The sequence below is a fragment of the Paenibacillus jilunlii genome (assembly GCF_900102965.1).
In the GTDB taxonomy this organism is placed as follows: domain Bacteria; phylum Bacillota; class Bacilli; order Paenibacillales; family Paenibacillaceae; genus Paenibacillus_AQ; species Paenibacillus_AQ jilunlii.
In genome coordinates, this window is record NZ_FNGM01000008.1 from 1 (window position 1) to 20,350 (window position 20,350).

Genomic DNA, 20,350 nt, shown 5'->3' on the forward strand with positions numbered 1-20,350 from the left:
ACGATGGCGAGCTCCTCTTCGACGTCTGCAATTCGCTGCGCCCTTGCCTGTAATTCTTTTTCTTGTTCCAACAGTCGCTGCTCGAGTTCACGAACCTTTTCCGCACTGTTTACAGGTTCATTCCCGAACTCCCGATACTTTGCCAGCCAGTTGTGCAGTACGCCAGGGGAGATGCCCAGCTCCTCACCAATCTCCACCACTGTCTTCGTCTGTTCCTGAATATACTTGACCGTTTCTCTTTTAAACTTTTCATTGTACCGTTGCCGTTGTTCACCCATGTGAACACCTCCTCGTTAAGTTCATTATTCATACTCTCTTAACGGGTGTCCACTTTTTATTCTACTTTCAAAAGGAAACTTAATTCGGCAATTTCCTTCCACCAGGAGAGAAACGAGCTGAATTAGTGTCCCTTTTTCCACTTAGCCTGCGGAGCGCAGCATTTTCGAGCGAATTAGTTTTACTTTTTCCACCTAACCGGCTAAGGAAGCCCCGAGAAGTTACGTATGCTTCCTACACATCTCTTACGCTATCCCGCCGCCATAGCACCCCCCGCAATAACGGCAAAAATGCCGTTGTTTGTCCCGGCGCAGCGCCAAACCCCCGTAACAACGGCAGAAATGCCGTTGTTTGTCCCGTCGCAGCGCCAAAGCCCCGTAACAACGGCAGAAATGCCGTTGTTTGTCCCGCCGCAGCAGAAAAGCTCCGTAACAACGGCAGAAATGCCGTTATTACGGAGCTCTTGTGAACCAACATCTGTGATTCTCCTGGCAGGTGTCTTAGCCAGGAAACCTTTGAAGCACATTCACTCACCGTTCTTGTGCTTCCCGCACGGAAACGTTAGCGGTGCTGTGCAAATTGAACAGTGCCGATTAGATCTTCAACACGCCGCCCTTGCTGGCATTGGTTACCAGCTTGGAGTAGCGGGCCAGGTAGCCTGTCTTCACCTTCGGCTCGAAGCCTTTCCAGCCGGCGCGGCGGACAGCCAGCACTTCCTCGTCAACCAGCAGCTCGATCTTGCGGTTGTTGAGGTCCAGCTCGATGATGTCGCCGTTCTCGACAAAGGCGATCGGGCCGCCTTCCGCAGCTTCCGGCGAGATATGGCCGATACTGATGCCGCGAGATGCGCCTGAGAAGCGGCCGTCGGTGATCAGACCCACCTTGGCGCCGAGACCCATGCCGACGATCTGCGAGGTTGGTGCGAGCATTTCCGGCATGCCCGGTCCGCCCTTCGGACCTTCATAACGGATTACAACTACATGGCCTTCTTTGACTTTGCCGTTGGCAATGCCTTCAAGCGCCTCTTCCTGCGAATCGAAGCAGATGGCCGGTCCTTTGTGGTAGCCGCCTACGGAAGCATCCACCGCACCGACTTTGATGATGGAGCCTTCAGGTGCAAGATTGCCGTAGAGGACAGACAGACCGCCCACTTCGGAATACGGGTTGTCCAGCGGATGAATAACCGTCGTATCCAGGATTTCATGCCCGGTGACATTTTCGGCCAGCGTTTTGCCGGTAACGGTCATGCAATCCCCGAAGATGGCCCCCGGTTTCTTCAAAAGCTCATTCAGTACAGCGCTCACGCCGCCCGCCCGGTCAACGTCTTCAATGAAGATGTCGGAGGCCGGAGCCAGCTTGGACAGGTAAGGCACGCGGTTAGCAACTTCGTTAATGCGTTCCAGCGGGTAGTCAATTTCCGCTTCCTGAGCCAGAGCCAAGGTGTGCAGCACCGTATTGGTGGAGCCGCCCATGGCCATATCCAGTGCGAAGGCATTGTCGAGCGATTCTTTGGTTACGATATCACGCGGCTTCAGATCCAGCTTGATCAGCTCCATGAGCTGGGTAGCCGATTTGCGGACGAATTCCTTGCGTTCTTCGGCTACAGCGAGAATGGTGCCGTTGCCCGGCAGCGCGAGGCCCAGTGCCTCAGCCAGACAGTTCATGGAGTTCGCGGTGAACATCCCGGAACAGGAGCCGCAGGTTGGACAGCCGTATTGTTCCAGTTCAAGCAGCTCATCATCATTGATTTTGCCGACCTGGTGAGCGCCTACGCCTTCGAATACGGAAGTCAGGGAGAGCTTTTTCCCCTTGCTGTCCACACCGGCTTTCATAGGACCACCGCTGACAAAAATCGTCGGAATATTGACGCGCAGGGCGCCCATCATCATGCCCGGGGTGATTTTATCACAGTTGGGAATGCAGACCATGCCGTCGAACCAGTGGGCGGAAACAACCGTTTCCAGGGAATCGGCAATGATCTCGCGGCTTGGCAGGGAATAACGCATCCCGATATGTCCCATGGCGATCCCGTCATCGACGCCGATCGTATTGAATTCAAAAGGAACGCCGCCGGCTTCGCGGATCGCTTCCTTGACGATTTTGCCGAATTCCTGCAAATGCACGTGGCCAGGCACGATGTCGATATAGGAGTTGCAGACCGCAATGAACGGCTTGCCGAAATCCTCCTCTTTTACACCTGCTGCCCGCAGAAGACTGCGGTGCGGAGCGCGGTCAAAGCCTTTTTTGATCATGTCTGAACGCATTTTCTTGACTGCCATGATGACATTCCCCTCCTAATTAATTGTGAACCGGATATAGTGTCGCATTAACGCAATGCAATCCCAAAATCTGCGTATCTGCGGCTTATAGAAAGAACGGGGTCCAGCTTCCTGACGAAAAATAGAAGAGGGCGAAGCCGTTTCTATAAAATATAAGCGGATATAATACGAACGTTATTAGAGAGTCTATCACAAAAAACCTCTTTTTTCTACCGGGCAATGTGAAGTTTGTCATTAGAAGATTCCCTTGCCGGACGCGGAAAAAGCCCATCCCGGAGGGGATAGGCTGATTTGGAATTATGTTACAGGGAACGGCGCAGGGCGGCGCGCTGCAGAGAAATCATCCAGTCCACGGAAGGCTCGACAAGGGGATGCAGCCATCGTTTGACTGCGGGCTGGGCCAGCAGCACTGTAAAAGCAACAGCGCACAGCAGCACAAGCGTTGCCCCGGCGGCATTGCCAAGATAAGCGTAAATTCCCGACACGGCAGCGAGGCGGACCACAAAGCCGTGCAGCAGGAAGACATACAGTGTGCGGCGGCCCCAGTCGGTCATCCGGCTCAGCCGGTGAGGCACCCATCCCAGAAAAGCGAGGGAAGCGGCAAGCTGCAGCCCGTACATTCCCAGCCGGTACACACCTGCATACCACTCAGGCGCGTCAAGCTGCATATAGGTCATGCTGCCGTACAGCCAGCCCAGCGGAAGCTCCGAACCGAGCGTGCCCAGCAGGAGGAGCAGCAGGACCGATGCGGCAGCGGCAGCGATTTTAACATATTTATTGTAAAGCCGGGCAAAAGCCTCAAAGGAGAAATGGTAGCCGATTACAAAAAACGGCAGATAAACAAAGGTGCGGCTGATGCTGAACCAGATACCGTCAAGCTGCAAATAGCCGACAGCGACACCGGCCGAAACGGAGAAAATAATTTGTGCCGCCCTGCTCCATCTGCCCATGCCCAGCATCAAAAGGCGCCAGCAGGCATGACTGGCCAGAAACCACAGCAGCAGATAAGGCGCGAAAAAGGAATGATGGATATTAGCTGCATGGAAGACGGATACGTCCAGCACGGAGTACAGAGTCTGAAAAATGAGGTATTGGAGTCCGATTTGCAGCAGGACCTTGCGTCCGGCGGCACCGGTGAGGCTTTTTCCGGCAAAATAGCCTGTAACAAGCACGAACAGCGGCATATGGAAACTGAAAATCCACAAATACAGGCTGTGCATGCCGCTCAAGGAATGAATCAGAGGTTCAATGGCATTGCCGGCAAAAACGGTGACTATAAGCATGAAGCGCAGGTTAAGAAAAAAGGTTTCTCCGCGTGCTGTAAGTGAACTGTTAGCTACCATGACTTTACCTCCAATAGGCTTGCGCTAAGCAAATTACTTTAATTTTAAAATACTAGATTTCCGGAAAAACAATTGTGAAATACATCACAAATACCAATTTAGTAAGCGCTATCATAGCGGATAATTGTGGCGATGTGTTGAAGGTTGTTTGAATGCATTGATTCCTCTATAATTTTCTGTATGCAGTCATCGGGAGTGAGCATGATGGGAAAAAAATTAACGAAGCGCCGTGTCCTACTGGGGATTTTTGCTATTCTGATTGCGGCAGGTTTTTTTCTGTGGAGATATTTAACACCTTATGCGCCTGAGGAAAAGGCAGAGAGTGCACTGGTCTCCGCAAATGGCGTCCGGGTGGAACAAAATGATAACTGGATTTCATTTGAGCCTTCGGTCACTCTTGGAGCGGCCGTGATTTTTTACCCGGGAGCGCTGGTTGCAGCGGAGGCTTATGCTCCTCTGGCCAAAAAAATCGCTGCAGCCGGACACCCGTTCTATATCGCCAAAATGCCGCTGAACCTCGCAGTCATCAAAAGCGATGCGGCCGGAGAGATCATCCGCGTGCATCCGAAGCTGTCTTTTGTGCTGGGCGGCCATTCGCTGGGCGGGGTCATGGCTTCGCGTTATGCGGCAGAACATGCGGACCAGCTGAAGGGGGTATATTTTTTGGCCTCCTACCCGGATGAGAAGGGCAGTCTGAAGGATACTACGCTGTCTGTCCTGTCGATACTGGGCACGGAGGATCAAGTGGTTGACCAGGACAAATATAATAAAGGGCGTTCCTATCTGCCCGGCAACACGGTATATTATTCGGTCAAAGGCGGAAATCATGCCCAGTACGGAAGTTATGGCGAGCAGAAGGGCGACGGGAAAGCTGCGATATCCGAGGAAGAGCAGCAGACCCTCACCGCGCGGGCGATGCTGGATTGGATGGGCAATCTGCGTTAAGCTGCCCTGTTCACCTGTTCATTAGGAGAGGAGCTGAAGAATGGCTGTACTGCATGTAAATGATCTGGCCATACCCTGCAAGGGCATATTGTTCGACAAGGACGGCACCTTGCTCGATCTGCTCGCGACCTGGGGAACCTGGGCTGATCTGGTATTGAAGGGGCTGGAGAACCAGTTGGCGTTCATCGGAAAAGACAACTCTGGCTCCGGCCGGGGCCTCGCCAGGGTGCTTGGTACAGTGCATGACGACGCCGGGCAGGTGATCGGCTATGACCCTGCCGGTCCGCTGTCCATGGCTACCGCAGAGGAGACAAATGGCATCCTGGCCTGGCAGCTGTATACAGCGGGAGTCCCCTGGAACGAAGCGCTTGCCAAGGTAACGGCCATCGGCAAGGAAGCGATGAATGAGCTGCGCCGTCTCCGCAAGGCCCAGCCCTTGCCGGAGCTGCTGCCGTTTCTCCGGCAGTGTGCCGCAGCTTCATTGAAGCTTGGCGTCGTTACTTCCGATGGGGCTGTGACCACCAGCGAGCAGCTGGAATGGATGGGGATTACCGGTTATTTTGATACGATAGTTACAAGAGACCGCGTTACTCACGGCAAGCCCGCGCCGGAAATGGCAGAGACCGCCTGCCGGGAGCTGGGCCTTGACCCGGGGGAGACTGTGATAATCGGCGATAGTAACGCCGATATGCAGCTAGGCAAAGGCGCGGGCCTGCGCCTGTCCATTGGCATATCGCCAGCCGGGAGCACCGCTCACCTGCTGGAGGCGGATACTGTCATTTCCGGCTATCATCAGCTTCGTCTCACAATCTGAATTATATATATGGAAAGGATGCGTGCAGGCTTATGGACCCATTGCAGACACTGGTTTCCTGGATTAAGGACAGCGGCAGCATTGTTTTTTTTGGAGGGGCGGGAACATCCACAGAAAGCGGAATCCCGGATTTCCGCTCAGCGGCAGGGCTGTATCAGACACAGCACAATTCTCCTTATCCGCCTGAGGTAATGCTGAGCCGCAGTTTTTTTATGTCCTCGCCGGACATTTTTTTTGACTTTTACCGCAGCAAAATGATTCACCCGGAAGCGAAGCCGAACGGGGCGCATCAGCTTCTTGCCCAGCTGGAGCGTGACGGCAAGCTCAAAGCGGTTATTACACAAAATATCGACGGCCTGCATCAGCTGGCTGGAAGCCAGCGAGTCCTGGAGCTGCATGGCTCGATTCACCGCAACCACTGTATGGATTGCTCGCGTTATTACGGGCTGGACCAGGTGCTTGCCTCCGGGACCGGAGTTCCGCGCTGCCCGGAATGCGGCGGGATTATCAAACCTGATGTGGTGCTCTATGAAGAGGAGCTGGATCATGATGTCCTTGTTGAATCGGTCGCGGCCATTGCTGCTGCAGACCTGCTCATCATCGGCGGGACTTCGCTTACGGTGCAGCCGGCCGCCAGCCTGATTACTTATTTCCGGGGCCGGCACACGGTGCTGCTGAACGGAGATCCGACTCCGTATGATCATCAGGCCGATCTGATTATTACGGACCGGATCGGCGCTGTGATGGGGAAGGTTCAGGAACTGCTGTAAGCCGGCAGCAGCTATGCCGGGAGGCAGTAAGAAAATATATTTTATAAACTGCCTGGTTCTCAGAAGATTACATTCACCTCCAGTGGTTTAAAATAGGGTAGCGCGTCTATCAGCGAAACGAGGGGCAGGGATGAAGAATGGTATATGTGGCTAGCGATGAACGGTATGAAGGGATGCGGTACAACCGCACGGGCAGATCCGGCCTCAAGCTTCCGGCCATTTCACTGGGACTCTGGCATAATTTTGGCGGCATCGATACCTATGAAAAGGGCCGGGAGATGATCACCCGCTCGTTTGACCTCGGGATTACCCATTTTGATCTCGCCAATAACTACGGGCCGCCCGCCGGGTCGGCGGAGGAGATGTTCGGCAAGGTGCTTGCCCGCGATCTGGCTCCCTACCGTGATGAGCTGATTATTTCAACCAAGGCAGGGTATTATATGTGGCCCGGCCCCTATGGGGACTGGGGTTCACGTAAATATATGCTGGCGAGCCTCGATCAGAGCCTGAAACGGCTGGGGCTGGATTATGTGGATATTTTTTATTCGCACCGGCCTGACCCGGAGACGCCGCTGGAAGAAACGATGGGCGCTCTGGATACTGCGGTCCGTTCCGGCAAGGCACTGTATGTGGGGCTGTCCAATTATACGGCGGAGCAGACCGTGGAGGCCATCCGTATTCTGAACAGCCTCGGCACGCCGCTGCTGATTCATCAGCCCCGGTACTCCATGCTGGACCGCTGGATCGAAGGCGGGCTGCAGGATGTGCTGGAGGAGCATGGTGTTGGCAGCATCGCCTTCACCCCGCTGGCGCAGGGCCTGTTAACCAGCAAATATCTCAACGGTATTCCGGAGGGTTCCCGGGCGGCAGGTCCGTCCGCTTTTCTGAACGAAAGCCGGATTACCCCCGAAGTGCTGCGCAAAATTCACGCGCTCAATCAGCTTGCCGTCTCCCGCGGCCTGTCTCTGGCGCAGTTTGCGCTGCTCTGGACCCTGCGCGGCGGACGGGTTACCTCTGCACTGATCGGCGCGAGCCGGGTTAGCCAAATTGAAGAGAACATCGCCGCATTATCCCACGGCGAGTTCTCGCAGGAGGAGCTGGACCGGATCGAGACGATCCTGAAGACGGACAGCGAGTAGTTCAGAATAAGCTGCTCTGTATAAAAACAGCATCACATCTGAAAAGCCCGCTTCCTGCTGATCCGGAAACGGGCTTTTCGTGCAGATTGTCCGGCCGGTGGCCGGTCATGCAAAGTATTTGCAGGAGCTGCTTGCATTGCTAACGCTTTTATTAGGAAAGAAGAGAGAAGCGGAGGCCCGGAACAGGTCCAGCGTTGGCCTGTCAGTTCCTGCTCCGGGCGCTGTCTCAAGTCCGGTTTATCATGGAAGCTTCGCGCTGAGTAGGGCAAAAGCATACGTAATCCGGACTTTTAGTCTCCATGCGTATTTTAGCGTGAGAAGTACCACTAATCTGGTTCAACTGTATGCTGGGACGTTCTGAGTGGAAAAAGTATCACTAATCCGGCTTGACTGTTCGCTGGGGCACTTTTAGTGGGAAAAAGTATCACTAATTCACCAATAAACGTCCGGATGTGAGGAAACAGCTTGAATTAAGTGGACAAAATCCCACTAAAACCTGCTCCCGCCAGATTTCCGGCAAATTAGGTTTACTTTTTCCACTTAGCACCTACCGCAAGTGGAGTTTCAAGCGGGAACAATCTGAGGAAAAAGGCGTAAGTACAATTCTACTTAGCGTTCAGCCAATGTTGGCGATTATGAACAGGTTGGACCGGACCCAGGGGGACTGGCAGAAACTCCGCGAGCCTCAGCCGGCCGCCAGCCCCGTCCGTCTGCTAGCTCTGGCCATCCACCCGCGAGCCCCGTCCGTCGCGGGCCCCAACCGTCCCCCAGCCCCGTCCGACGCGAACCCCGTCCGTCTGCCAGCTCCGGCCATCCACCCGCGGGCCCCGTCCGACGCGAGCTCCAGCCCCGTCCGTCCGCCAGCCCCGTCCGTCCCCCAGGGCCGCCATCTATTTCTCCCCATGCCTTGCCGTAGCAATGCGGTAAGCGGTGGGGGACTGCGCGCAGAAGCGCTTGAACTGCCGGGAGAAATACAGGGCATCCGTCAGGCCGACCGAGGCCGCAACCTGCTCAACGGACAGCTCCGGGCGCTCCCGCAGCAGCAGCCGCGATTTCTCAATGCGCAGCTTCAGCAGGTAAGTTACGGGCGACAGGCCCGTTTCCTGCTTGAAGATGCGTGACAGATAAGCGCGGTTGTAGCCCAGGCTGGCGCACATCTGCTCAATGGAGACGGGATGGGCGTACTGGGCCGCCATGTAGTGGATCATTTGCTTCACGGTGCGCTTAACCTGCGATTCCGCGCCGGGCAGCCGGGAAGAGGCGAGAAGCAGCTCGGCTGCTTCGCCGACGAGCAGATAGAGATAGCCCAGCGAGGTGAGATGGGCGCTCTCTTTGCCCGTATAGAAGGCACGCATCATCCCGGCCAGGGCGCCGGGGAAGACACTGCCTTCGGTGGTGGACAGGACCGGCTTCTGCGGAGTGAAGCCGGTCTGCAGCACGAGCGCGTCCGCGTCCGTGCCGGTGAAGGCTGCCCAGCGGTAGCGCCAGGGCTGCGCCTCGTCCGAGACATAGCTGACGAGCTGTCCGGGATGAATCAGGAAGCAGTCACCCGGCCCAAGCTCGTACTTCCGCTCCTCGGTGCGGAAGGCTCCGAAGCCGGATTCAATGAAATGCATGAGGTAGTAATCGTAGATTTTGGGACCGGCCTGATGCAGAGGCAGAGTCTGGCTCTCGCCGGCAAAAAGCACATGTAAATGCTGCCGGTCATAAACCACGGGATTGGACCCTACGGAATAAGTATGTTCCACGCTGGAACCGCCTTTCTTGAGTTAACGCTGCCATAACCGTGCAGACGGGTGAATAGGGCGAGAGGACTTCCTTTTGATTATATCGCCACTTTTTTGAAAAGTCACATTTGTCCATGCATTACACACATGATTGCATTATCAGGGCAAGTCTGATTTGATTATAATGTAAGCATAAACGACGCAATACGATTTCCAAAGTTCAAGCGAGAAGCAGCGAAAGGATGGAGTGGCATTAATGAGTGTACAGGATCTGAAAGGCAAATTTATCGAGAAATACGGAGAAAGCACAGAGGAGGCACGTGTATTCTATGCTCCGGGGCGGGTGAATCTCATCGGAGAGCATTTGGACTACAACGGGGGCTACGTGTTTCCGGCAGCGCTGGACTTCGGGACTACACTGATCGTGCGGCCGCGCAGCGACGGCAAGGTTCAGTTCGCATCGACGAATTTTCCATATGAAGCTTCTATTGACTACAGTGAAATCGGCAAAGCCAAAACCGGGGAATGGGTGGATTATCCGGTAGGTGTGATGGTGGAACTGGCCAAAAAAGATCTTCCGGTCGCTGCAGGCTATGACCTCCTGTTCCACGGCGAGATTCCGAACGGCTCGGGCCTGTCCTCCTCGGCTTCCATCGAAGTGGTCACCGGCTTCGCCTTCCTGACGCTGCTCGGCGGAAATACGGATACTGTGGAAATCGCCTTGCTGTCGCAGCGTGCGGAGAACCAGTACGTGGGCGTAAATTCGGGGATTATGGACCAGTTCGCCGTGGCCAACGGCAAGCGCGACCAGGCCATCCTGCTGATGTGCGACACGCTGGAGTACAGCCTGGTTCCTTTTGTGACCGGCTCTTACAAGCTGGTCATCAGCAACACGAACAAGAAGAGAGGCCTGGTGGACTCCAAATACAATGAGCGCCGCAGCCAATGCGAAGAGGCCCTGGCGATTTTGAAGCAGGAGGTTCCGGGCTTGTCTTACCTGGCAGAGCTTGCGCCTGAGCAATTTGAAGCGCACAAGGACAAAATCACCGACGAAACTGTACAGCGCCGCGCCCGCCATGTAGTGGAGGAGAACCAGCGTGTGCTGGACTCCGTGGAAGTGCTGAAGCAGAACGACCTGAAGCAGTTCGGCCTGTATATGAATGATTCCCATGTCTCGCTGCGCGACCTCTACGAAGTCAGCTGTGAAGAACTGGATGTCATGGTGGAAGAAGCACAAAAAATTCCCGGCACCCTCGGCTCCCGTATGACCGGCGCAGGGTTCGGCGGATGTACTGTGTCGCTGGTGCATGAGAACGACGTGGAACGTTTTATTCGTGAAGTAGGAGAAGCCTACAGAACCAGAACCGGTTTAACCGGCGAGTTCTATGTATGCGGGATTGGCAATGGAGTAGAAGAACTGAAGGGAGTGGAGTAAGATGGCGATTCTAGTAACAGGTGGGGCAGGGTATATCGGTTCCCATACCGTAGCGGAGCTGCTGGAGCGGGGCGAAGAGGTTGTGGTGATCGACAATCTGCTGACAGGACACCGCGAGGCGCTGCTGGGCGGCAAGCTGTATGAGGGGGATCTGCGTGACAAGGTAACGCTCAATAAGCTTTTTTCGGAAAATAAAATCGATGCCGTCATCCACTTTGCCGCCAGCTCACTGGTTGGCGAGAGCATGAAGGACCCGGTCAAATATTACGACAACAATGTGTATGGCACCCAGTGTCTTTTGGAAGCCATGCAGCAGGCCGGTGTGGACAAAATCGTCTTCTCCTCCACAGCCGCAACCTACGGCGAACCGGAGAAGGTGCCGATTGAGGAAACCGACCGCACGGAGCCGGCCAATGTGTACGGTGAAACCAAGCTGACCATGGAACGGATGATGGCCTGGTTCGACAAGGTGCTGGGCATCAAATATGTGGCGCTGCGCTACTTCAACGCCGCAGGTGCTCATGCCAGCGGGAAGATCGGGGAAGACCACCGTCCGGAGAGCCATCTGATTCCGCTGGTGCTGCAAACTGCGCTGAAGCAGCGCGAGAGCATTGCGGTTTTCGGTGACGATTACCCGACAGAAGACGGCACCTGTGTGCGCGACTATATCCATGTCAGCGATTTGGCGGATGCCCATGTGCGGGCAGTAAACTACCTGCGCAGCGGCAGCGCCAGCAACATTTTTAATCTGGGCAACGGGCTGGGCTTCTCCGTTAAGCAGGTCATCGAAACGGCGAAGAAGGTAACCGGTCTGGATATTCCGGTAGTGATTCAGGAGCGCCGCGCCGGAGATCCGGCTGTACTGGTCGCTTCCTCCGACAAAGCCCGGTCTGTCCTTGGCTGGAATCCGCAGCACGCCGATGTCGAAGGCATTATCCAAAGCGCCTGGAACTGGCATTCGGCCAATCCGCAGGGCTATGGGGAATAGATATCCGACGCGGTCGAATATCTACACCATTAGGGTAAGCACAGCCAGATGAAGGAGTAATGAAATGGATAACGAAAAGAGTGCCGCTCCCGCTGCGCAGAAGGCGCTGCATGCGATCGAACAGCTGGTGCTGTTTGCCAGCCATCAGCAGTTAATTCAGCCTGCGGATGCCGATTACAGCCGCAATGCGCTGCTGGACCAGTTCGGCTTCAGCGAGCCGTATGCTGCAGAATTCACAGAGGCTCCGCTTGAGAGCCCGCAGGCTCCGCTGGATGTTCTGATCGACTATGGCTTTGAAACCGGCCTGATTCCCGAGAATACCGATACGTACCGCGACCTGCTGGATGCCAAAATCATGGGCCTTCTCATGGCCCGCCCTTCCGAGGTCAATTCCGAGTTCTACAGGCTTTCTGCGGAGAAGGGCATTGAGGCGGCAACCGACCGCTTTTATAAGCTGAGCATAGATTCCAATTATATCCGTATGGACCGCATCTCCAAAAACGTGTTCTGGCTGCAGGATTCTCCGTACGGCGACATTGAGATGACGATCAATCTGTCCAAGCCGGAGAAAAATCCGAAGGAAATCGCCATGGCCCGGCTGCTGCCGCCGCCGGTCTATCCGAAATGTCTGCTTTGCCGCGAGAATGTAGGTTATGCCGGAAGGCTCAATCATCCGCCGCGGCAGAATCTGCGCGTTATTCCGCTGAAGCTGAACAACGAGAATTGGTTCCTCCAGTATTCTCCTTATGTCTACTACAATGAGCACTGCATCGTGTTCCACCACGATCATGTGCCGATGAAGCTGACAAAGGATTCGCTGAAGCGCCTGCTTAGCTTTGTGGAAGCTTTTCCGCATTACTTCATCGGCTCCAATGCCGATCTGCCGATCGTTGGCGGCTCCATTCTGACCCATGACCATTTTCAGGGCGGACGCCATACTTTTCCGATCCAGAAAGCACCGAAGGAGGTTACCTTCACCCACGCTGCCTATCCGGGTGTCAGCCTCAGCATTGTGAAGTGGCCGATGTCGGTGCTGCGTCTGAATGGTACAGATCCGGCGGTGCTGCTGGAATGCGGTAATGAAATCTATGAAGCCTGGAAAGTCTACAGTGATCCTGAAGCCGAAGTCCTGGCCGCAAGCGAGGTGGACGGGGAACAGACGCGGCATAATACCGTCACTCCGATTGTACGCCGGTCGGAAGACGGCGGATTCGAAATGGATCTGGTGCTGCGCAACAACCGGACCAGCGAGGCGCATCCCGAAGGGATTTTTCATCCGCACCGGGAGATGCACCATATCAAGAAAGAAAATATCGGCCTGATCGAAGTGATGGGGCTGGCGATTCTGCCGGGCCGCCTGAAGGAAGAGCTGGATGCCATCGCCGGGATTCTCGCCGGAGACACGGCTCTGCTGGAAGGCGTACAGTCACAGGCAGATCATGTGCTGGCGCAGCATGCTTCCTGGGTTCAGGAGCTGGTGTCACGCTTTGGGACGGCTATGGAGCGTGAAGAGGCAGTCAAGGCCGTGCAGAATGAGGTCGGCATTAAATTCACCCACATTCTGGAGCATGCCGGTGTCTATAAGCGGACACCGGAAGGCCAGGCGGCTTTCCGCCGTTTTGCCCACAGCCTGGGCTTCCGCTGAGCCGGCGTCTGCACAGCTCCTGTGTGTGCATAAGGCTTTATCGGAAGCCGTATAGGCTCTGCTAATTTTATAGCCCTGCTTTATGAAATGTCCCCGGTTGTTGCGGCGCGGGGACATTTTTGTTCTTGTATAGGAAACTATGGATTACTTCCGCTTGTGAATAAAATTATGCCAAAGTTGTAGAATAAACACTTTGGACCAATTTGTAACGAACAACGGCAGAAATACCGTTGTTGAGTGCCGAAGGCCAGCTTGCCCGGAAACAACGGCAGAAATGCCGTTGTTGGAGAGTCGAAGGCCGGTTTACCTAGAAACAACGGCAGAAATGCCGTTGTTGGAGCGTCGAAGGCCGGTTTACCTGGAAACAACGGCAGAAATACCGTTGTTGGAGTGCCGAAGGCCAGCTTGCCCGGAAACAACGGCAGAAATGCCGTTGTTATAGCGTTGAAGGCCGGTTTGCCTGGAAACAACGGCAGAAATACCGTTGTTGGAGTGCCGAAGGCCGAGTTCTGAGGGGGGGAGTCGGTCTAGATATCCTAATTCCAACTAGCAATTACTTACCGGCTTCTTCGCAGGTGCTAGTTGGAAAAAGGGATCTTATTTTTCCGAAAATGAAAAAGTCCTAAAATTCAAGTGGAAAAAGTAAACCCAATTGGGCCACATTTCTTGTCCAATGGAAAATGAGCTGAATTAGTGCACCTTTTCCACTTCATCTGCCCAAGGACAGGATACTATAGCAAATTAGTAAACCTTGTTCCACTTAAAGAGTTGCCGTAGGATTCATGGGGCGTCGTTCTCCTGGTAGCGCTAGAACCAAGAAGGCTGCACTGTCCCGTGGAGGACGGCACGGCCGTTTTTGTGCTTTTCTTATGCCCGGCGGTAGTTTAAGTGCTGATTTGAATGCTGCGGGTGAGAGGTCTATAATAAATTATTGCATCACATTCCAGAAATAACGGAGGGTTCATCCTTATGCGCAAGTTTGAATTTTATAATCCTACCAAGTTGATTTTTGGACAAGGTACCCTAAGCGCGCTTCAGACCGAAGTGCCGAAATACGGCAAAAATGTACTGCTTATGTACGGCGGCGGCAGCATCAAGCGCAGCGGTCTGTACGATAATGTAATTTCCGGTTTGAAGGCCGCCGGCGCTGTGGTCACGGAATTGTCCGGTGTCGAACCGAATCCGCGCCTGTCCACCGTACATAAAGGTGTGGCCCTGTGCCGCGAGAACAATATTGAGCTGATTCTTGCCGTCGGCGGCGGAAGCGTGCTGGACTGTGCCAAGGCGGTTGCAGTCGGTGCGAAGTATGATGGAGACATGTGGGACTTTGTAGAGCGCAAGGCGGCTCCACAGGGGGCTTTGCCGCTGGGTACAGTGCTCACTATGGCTGCTACCGGCTCGGAAATGAACAACGGCTCCGTGATTACCAATGAAGTCACCAAAGAAAAAATGGGCTGGGGCAGTGTTCATGCCTTCCCGGCCTTTTCGATCCTTGATCCGGAGAACACCTTCTCCCTTCCGCGTGACCAGACCGTATACGGGATGGTAGATATCATGTCCCACGTGCTGGAGCATTACTTCCATACCGACGGCAACACTCCGGTCCAGGACGGGTTCTGTGAGACGCTGCTGCGCACGGTGATTGAAACTGCGCCGAAGCTGATTGAAGACCTGAACAACTATGAGCTGCGTGAAACGATCATGTACTGCGGTACAATGGCGCTCAACGGAATGGTCAGCATGGGCTTTGCAGGTGACTGGGCCACCCACAATATTGAGCATGCCGTATCGGCGGTTTACGATATTCCGCACGGCGGCGGGCTGGCGATTCTCTTCCCGCACTGGATGAAATACAACCTCAGCACGAATCCTGCCCGTTTCCGCCAGCTGGCTGTGAACGTATTCGGCATTGATGCCGCCGGCAGATCCGATGAAGAGGTTGGTCTTGAGGGCATCGAAGCGCTGCGCCGCTTCTGGGATTCCATCGGCGCGCCAAAATCGCTGGGCGACTATGATATCGACGGCAGTGAAATCGGCAGCATGGCCGACAAAGCCGTCCGCTTTGGACCATTCGGCAATTTCCGCAAGCTGCAGCGTGAAGACGTTGTAGAAATTTATACAATGGCACTGTAAGAGCATCCGGCAGCCCGCTGCCGTTCAGTGGTTAAGAAGAAAAAGCTGCCCCTTTTGGGGCGGCTTTTTTTATGGGGCAGCCCATGCTGGAAAAAGTACTACTATTCCGGCTCAACTGTCACCCTGGGACGCTTTTAGCGGGAAAAAGTACCACTATTCTGTCCATAAACGGCCGGATGTGATGAAACAGCTTTTGTTCCACACATTTTTGAGATAAATACCCAGGATTGTGAAACCAAGGACATGGTTTATACGTTTAAGCTATTATGACAGTCCGGAAGTAAAGACGGGAGGAGAACGACATGGAAACGCTGTATTTGGGCTGTTTGGCGCTTGGCGTCATTTTTGCCGTAGTCAGCGTGCTTTTGGGAGATCTGATCGGCAGTGCTTTGGACGGAATTTTTGATGTGGTGTCCTTTCATTTTATCAGTCCTGCGGTTCTGGCCGGAGGCATCACCGTATTCGGGGGAGCAGGCATTCTGCTGACCCGCTACAGCAGTCTGGACAATGGTCCGATTCTGGCATTGTCTCTCTTGACGGCAGCGTTTATGAGCGTTGTCATGTATCTGGGCGTAGTGAAGCCGGTGAACAAGAGCGAAATGTCCAGCGGGTTCTCCATGAATGAGCTGCCCGGCAAAATCGGGGAAATTACGGTACCCGTCCCCGCACAGGGCTACGGCGAGATTATGGTGAAGTTCGGTGCAGGCAACAGTCTGCATACGGCGGCTAGCTTCGACCATCATCCTCTGCCTGCCGGAAGTAAGGTTGTAGTGGTCGAGGTTGAAGATGGTGTTGCGCTTGTGTCTGAATTCGAACAGCGAAGAGGAGTGGATGCGTAATGTTTGGCTTGCCTGATTTTTTGTTTATTCCAGCTGTGGTAATTGCTGTGCTTCTGGTGCTCGGGATTGCCTTCTGGGCGCGGTACAAGACGGTAGGCCCCGATGAAGGGATGATCGTTACCGGTTCGTTCCTTGGCAGCAATCATATATCCGATGACGGCTCCGGCCGCAAAATCAAGATTGTCCGCGGTGGCGGGGCATTCATTCTGCCGGTTTTCCAAAAGGCGGAGTTCATGTCGCTGCTCTCCCACAAGCTCGATGTGACGACACCGGAGGTGTATACGGAGCAAGGGGTGCCTGTGATTGCCGACGGGGTGGCCATTATTAAGGTGGGCAGCTCCACCGAGGATGTGGCTACCGCAGCAGAGCAGTTCATGGGCAAGCCGATTGATGCGCTGAAGAGCGAAGCCCAGGAGGTGCTCGAGGGTCATCTGCGGGCAATCCTCGGCTCGATGACCGTGGAGGAGGTCTACCGCAACCGTGACCGTTTTGCCCAGGAGGTCCAGGGGGTAGCCGCACGTGATCTGAAGAAAATGGGGCTGCAGATTGTCTCCTTCACGATTAAGGATGTGCGCGACAAGCATGGATATCTGGAAGCGCTCGGGAAGCCGCGGATTGCAGCTGTGAAGAGGGACGCAGAGATTGCTGAGGCGGAAGCGCTGCGGGATGCGCGGATTCAGAAGGCCAATGCCGAAGAACAGGGGCAGAAGGCTGAACTGCTGCGGGATACGAACATTGCCGAAGCCTCCAAGGATAACCAGCTCAAGGTTGCTGCGTTTAAGCGTGATCAGGATACCGCGAAGGCAGAAGCTGACCAGGCGTACCACATTCAGGAGGCACGTGCCAAACAGACAGTGGTAGAGGAGCAGATGAAGGTCGAACTGGTCCGCAAGGAACGTGAGATTGACCTCCAGGCCAAGGAAATCCAGGTCCGTGAGAAACAGTATGATGCGGAAGTGAAGAAAAAAGCCGAAGCCGACCGCTATGCGGTGGAACAAGCAGCCGAAGCCGACAAGGCGAAGAGAATGCGCGAAGCGGATGCCTTGCAGTACAGCATTGAAACCCAGGCCCGGGCGACTTCAGAGCAGAAGCGGCTGGAAGGCCAGGCGGTGGCCGATGCGGAGCTGGCCAAAGGTAAAGCAGAATCCGAGGTGATCCGGCTGCGCGGTCTTGCGGAAGCGGAAGCCAAGGAGAAGCTGGCGGAAGCGTTCCAGAAATTCGGCGAGGCCGCTGTGCTTGATATTATTGTCAAAATGCTGCCGGAGCTGGCCGGACGCATCGCCGAGCCGCTCGCTTCGATCGATAAGCTTACGGTGGTGGATACCGGCAACGGGGAGGGTGCGGCCCGGGTCAGCAACTATGTGACCCAGCTGATGTCCACGGCTCCTGAAATGCTGAAGAGTGTCTCCGGGATTGATGTGGAGGCGTTGATCAAGGGGCTGACCAAAGGGAAAACGCACACCCCGGCATCTTCCGGTCCGGCTGTAACCCAGCCTGCAGCTTCTGCTCCTGTAGCACTGGCTGAGAAACGCGAAGAATAGTAAATAAGCACCAAGATCCAGGGGATGACCGGCTTCTGCCTGTCGTCCTTTCTGATAAACACCCGAATTTATATGTAGTGGAGGTGGCCCGGTTGCAACTGGTCCTGGATAATATCCGCAAAAGCTTTGAGAACAAAACAGTGCTAAAAGGCATCGACTTTACCTTTGAGCAGGGCAAAATCTACGGCTTGCTGGGGCGCAACGGAGCCGGGAAGACTTCGCTCTTCAATTGCCTGAGCGGAGAAACCCGTATGGACAGCGGTGGAGCTTTTTTACGGAGAAATGAAGTAAGCCTGCCGCTGCGGGAGGAGGAGATCGGGTATGTCTTTTCTCTGCCGATCCTTCCGGAATTCCTGACAGGCTATGAATTTGTGAAGTTTTATATGGACATCAACCAGGATAAAATACAGTCTGGGAGAACCATTGACGACTATTTTGACATTATCCGGTTCGAGCAAGAAGACCGGCACCGGCTGATCAAGGGCTATTCCCACGGCATGAAGAACAAAATCCAAATGCTGTGCTTTATCATCACCCGTCCGCCGCTGATCCTGCTGGATGAGCCGCTCACCTCGTTTGATGTCGTCGTCGCACTGGAGATCAAGAAGCTGCTGCGCGAGATGAAGCAGGACCATATTATTATTTTTTCGACCCATATTCTGCAGCTTGCCGCCGATCTGTGCGATGAACTGGTCATATTGAATAACGGTGTGCTTCAGGAGATTCCAGCTGATACCCTGCACAGTCCTGAATTCGAGGAACAGATTATCGCACTGCTGAAGGATGGCAGCCATGATTAGCACGCTGAATACCATAATGAAGATTCGCGGAGCCTCTGGGGCCAATCGTCTGCTGTACTATTTTGGACGGCTGCCTCTCATCGGCAAACTGATGAATGACAGCGTGTATTCCAAGACATCCCTCAAAAAAACATTTACCATAGTGGTCCTTATACTTAAAATAATCTGGGGCTTTCTGACCAAGTTTGCCTATCTGGGGCTTGTGGTATACCTGCCTATCCAGCTTGCCGTCAAGGAGCTGCAGCTTGCTGATCAGTACGATCTGTATCTGTATGTGCTGGTTCTGCTAAGCTTTGGGGTGGGGACTGTGTCAAATGCTATTATTCTGGAACCCAAGCGGGATAAATATATCTGCGTCAAGCTGATGAGACTGCCTGCCGATAAATACATGCATGCTGTCCTGGCTCTCAGGGCGCTGACCTTTTTTATTTACTTTGTTCCTGCAATGCTGGTATTTGCCGAGGCCTATGGCGCGCCGCTCTGGCAAGGTCTGCTGCTGTCTCTGCTGCTGTCCCTATGGCGTATAGCGGGTGAAGCGCTGCATTTGTGGATTTTTGACCGGCAGGGAATTGTTCTGGTCAAAAAAAACGGCTTCGTCTGGATTGTCATTGGTGCAGGATATCTGCTGGCCTTTGTCCCCTTGTACATGGGAAATTCCCTGCTTGATATGGATAGCGTACTGTTTAGCCTTCCCTTAAGTCTGGCGCTTGTGGTTCTGGGAGCTGTATCCGCTTTGTATATTGCGAGGTATGCCGGCTACCGGAACGCAGTGGATGCGGTCACCAAAATAGATGATCCGCTGCTGGACATGGGAAGGATGATGAAAGAGGCAAACATGAAGCAGGTCGAGACCAAGGTGAAGGACTTCTCGGCGGAGAAGCTGCGGCCTGGCCAATTTGCGGGGAAAAGCGGCTTTGCCTACTTGAACGCGATTTTTTTCTCCCGGCATAAACGGTTCCTGATTCAACCCATTCAGCGGCGGCTGGTGATCATTGGTGCACTTTCTGCTGCCGGGCTGCTGGCGACGTATGCCTCACCGGATACCTTCTCGAAGCTGGCCCGGTATTTAATCAGCAGTCTGCCTGTCCTGGTCATTGCCATGAATTTCACCTCTATCGGGGAACGGGTCTGCAAAGCGATGTTCTTCAACTGTGACCTGAGTCTGCTGCGGTATGGCTTTTACCGTGAACGCTCGGCGATTCTGAGCAATTTCCGCACCCGCCTGCTCCGCATCAGCGGCCTTAATCTAATTCCGGCCGCAGCCATCAGTGTGGCAGTAAATCTGCTTCTTTTCTTGTCCGGGGAGCGTTGGGGGGTCGGAGAAGCACTGTCCGTCAGTGGCGCGGTTCTGGGGTTATCGCTGTTTTTCTCAGTGCATCATTTGTTTATGTATTATATCTTCCAGCCTTACAGCACGGAGCTGAATGTGAAGAATCCCTTTTTCAGCATCGTGAACAGTATTGTTCTGGCTGTGGGTGTTGTCTGCATGCAGTTTCAGAGCACACCGGCCCGGTTTGCTATAGTGGTGGTGCTTGCGGCTGCGGCCTACATGCTGATTGCCTTGTTTTTGGTATACAGATATTCGGACAGAACCTTCCGCGTAAAATGATGTCTCCTTCCAGCCCCTTCTAAAATGGAATTCTTGATGTTATGATGGTAGCTCAAGAATAATCCAC

At 54.2% G+C, this 20,350-nt stretch carries 18 protein-coding genes; 13 read left to right on the plus strand and 5 right to left on the minus strand.

Translation table 11 applies throughout. The features are described 5' to 3' along the window. From BLQ82_RS14910 to BLQ82_RS14925, 4 genes are all read right to left on the minus strand, one after another. A partial coding sequence (locus BLQ82_RS14910) for a transposase (protein WP_074648801.1) occupies positions 1-278 on the minus strand: 278 nt, incomplete at its 3' end. A 248-nt stretch (positions 279-526) separates the two neighbouring features. Beyond that, positions 527-802, minus strand: coding sequence for a hypothetical protein (locus tag BLQ82_RS32010; protein WP_062518909.1), 276 nt, complete (start codon positions 800-802; stop codon positions 527-529). A 67-nt stretch (positions 803-869) separates the two neighbouring features. After that, positions 870-2,555, minus strand: a complete 1,686-nt coding sequence (ilvD, locus tag BLQ82_RS14920; protein WP_062518911.1) for a dihydroxy-acid dehydratase — start codon at positions 2,553-2,555, stop codon at positions 870-872. A gap of 302 nt (positions 2,556-2,857) precedes the next feature. Further along, positions 2,858-3,898 (minus strand): acyltransferase family protein, encoded by a 1,041-nt coding sequence (locus BLQ82_RS14925; protein ID WP_062518913.1) that lies wholly within the window; start codon positions 3,896-3,898, stop codon positions 2,858-2,860. A gap of 201 nt (positions 3,899-4,099) precedes the next feature. Here BLQ82_RS14925 and BLQ82_RS14930 point away from each other — a divergent pair, with 201 nt between their 5' ends. The 4 genes from BLQ82_RS14930 (at position 4,100) to mgrA (ending at position 7,566) form a co-directional block, all read left to right on the plus strand. Continuing rightward, positions 4,100-4,843 carry an alpha/beta hydrolase gene (locus tag BLQ82_RS14930; protein ID WP_244280802.1) on the plus strand — a complete coding sequence of 248 codons (744 nt, stop codon included), beginning with the start codon at positions 4,100-4,102 and terminating at the stop codon, positions 4,841-4,843. Positions 4,844-4,883: 40 nt separating this feature from the next. After that, positions 4,884-5,657, plus strand: coding sequence for an HAD family hydrolase (locus BLQ82_RS14935; protein ID WP_062518917.1), 774 nt, complete (start codon positions 4,884-4,886; stop codon positions 5,655-5,657). 32 nt (positions 5,658-5,689) lie between these two features. Beyond that, positions 5,690-6,427, plus strand: coding sequence for an NAD-dependent protein deacylase (locus tag BLQ82_RS14940; RefSeq protein WP_062518919.1), 738 nt, complete (start codon positions 5,690-5,692; stop codon positions 6,425-6,427). Between the two features lie 137 nt (positions 6,428-6,564). Further along, positions 6,565-7,566 (plus strand): L-glyceraldehyde 3-phosphate reductase, encoded by a 1,002-nt coding sequence (gene mgrA / locus BLQ82_RS14945; protein ID WP_062518921.1) that lies wholly within the window; start codon positions 6,565-6,567, stop codon positions 7,564-7,566. A gap of 890 nt (positions 7,567-8,456) precedes the next feature. On the opposite strand, the gene BLQ82_RS14950 is transcribed toward mgrA, so the two are convergent. Continuing rightward, complete coding sequence (locus BLQ82_RS14950) at positions 8,457-9,314, minus strand: AraC family transcriptional regulator (protein ID WP_062524858.1); 858 nt, start codon at positions 9,312-9,314, stop codon at positions 8,457-8,459. Between the two features lie 235 nt (positions 9,315-9,549). Between BLQ82_RS14950 and BLQ82_RS14955 the strand changes: the two genes are divergently transcribed. From BLQ82_RS14955 to BLQ82_RS14995, 9 genes are all read left to right on the plus strand, one after another. Then, positions 9,550-10,728 (plus strand): galactokinase, encoded by a 1,179-nt coding sequence (locus tag BLQ82_RS14955; protein WP_062524856.1) that lies wholly within the window; start codon positions 9,550-9,552, stop codon positions 10,726-10,728. Position 10,729: 1 nt separating this feature from the next. After that, positions 10,730-11,716 carry a UDP-glucose 4-epimerase GalE gene (galE, locus tag BLQ82_RS14960; protein WP_062524854.1) on the plus strand — a complete coding sequence of 329 codons (987 nt, stop codon included), beginning with the start codon at positions 10,730-10,732 and terminating at the stop codon, positions 11,714-11,716. Positions 11,717-11,780: 64 nt separating this feature from the next. Beyond that, positions 11,781-13,361 carry a UDP-glucose--hexose-1-phosphate uridylyltransferase gene (locus BLQ82_RS14965; protein WP_062524852.1) on the plus strand — a complete coding sequence of 527 codons (1,581 nt, stop codon included), beginning with the start codon at positions 11,781-11,783 and terminating at the stop codon, positions 13,359-13,361. A 252-nt stretch (positions 13,362-13,613) separates the two neighbouring features. Then, a complete protein-coding gene (locus BLQ82_RS14970; RefSeq protein WP_062524850.1) occupies positions 13,614-13,874 on the plus strand; it encodes a hypothetical protein in 261 nt (86 codons plus the stop codon). Between the two features lie 456 nt (positions 13,875-14,330). Next, complete coding sequence (locus tag BLQ82_RS14975; RefSeq protein WP_062524848.1) at positions 14,331-15,494, plus strand: iron-containing alcohol dehydrogenase; 1,164 nt, start codon at positions 14,331-14,333, stop codon at positions 15,492-15,494. Between the two features lie 302 nt (positions 15,495-15,796). Then, positions 15,797-16,333, plus strand: a complete 537-nt coding sequence (locus BLQ82_RS14980) for an NfeD family membrane protein (protein WP_062524846.1) — start codon at positions 15,797-15,799, stop codon at positions 16,331-16,333. Beyond that, positions 16,333-17,874: a flotillin lipid rafts scaffold protein FloT gene (locus BLQ82_RS14985; RefSeq protein ID WP_143013446.1), complete on the plus strand. Its 1,542-nt coding sequence runs from the start codon at positions 16,333-16,335 to the stop codon at positions 17,872-17,874. Before BLQ82_RS14980 ends, BLQ82_RS14985 begins: the two co-directional genes overlap by 1 nt. Before the next feature lie 83 nt (positions 17,875-17,957). Then, complete coding sequence (locus tag BLQ82_RS14990; RefSeq protein WP_244280804.1) at positions 17,958-18,674, plus strand: ABC transporter ATP-binding protein; 717 nt, start codon at positions 17,958-17,960, stop codon at positions 18,672-18,674. Then, positions 18,667-20,283, plus strand: a complete 1,617-nt coding sequence (locus BLQ82_RS14995) for a hypothetical protein (RefSeq protein WP_062524843.1) — start codon at positions 18,667-18,669, stop codon at positions 20,281-20,283. Before BLQ82_RS14990 ends, BLQ82_RS14995 begins: the two co-directional genes overlap by 8 nt. The last annotated feature ends 67 nt before the right edge of the window (positions 20,284-20,350 follow it).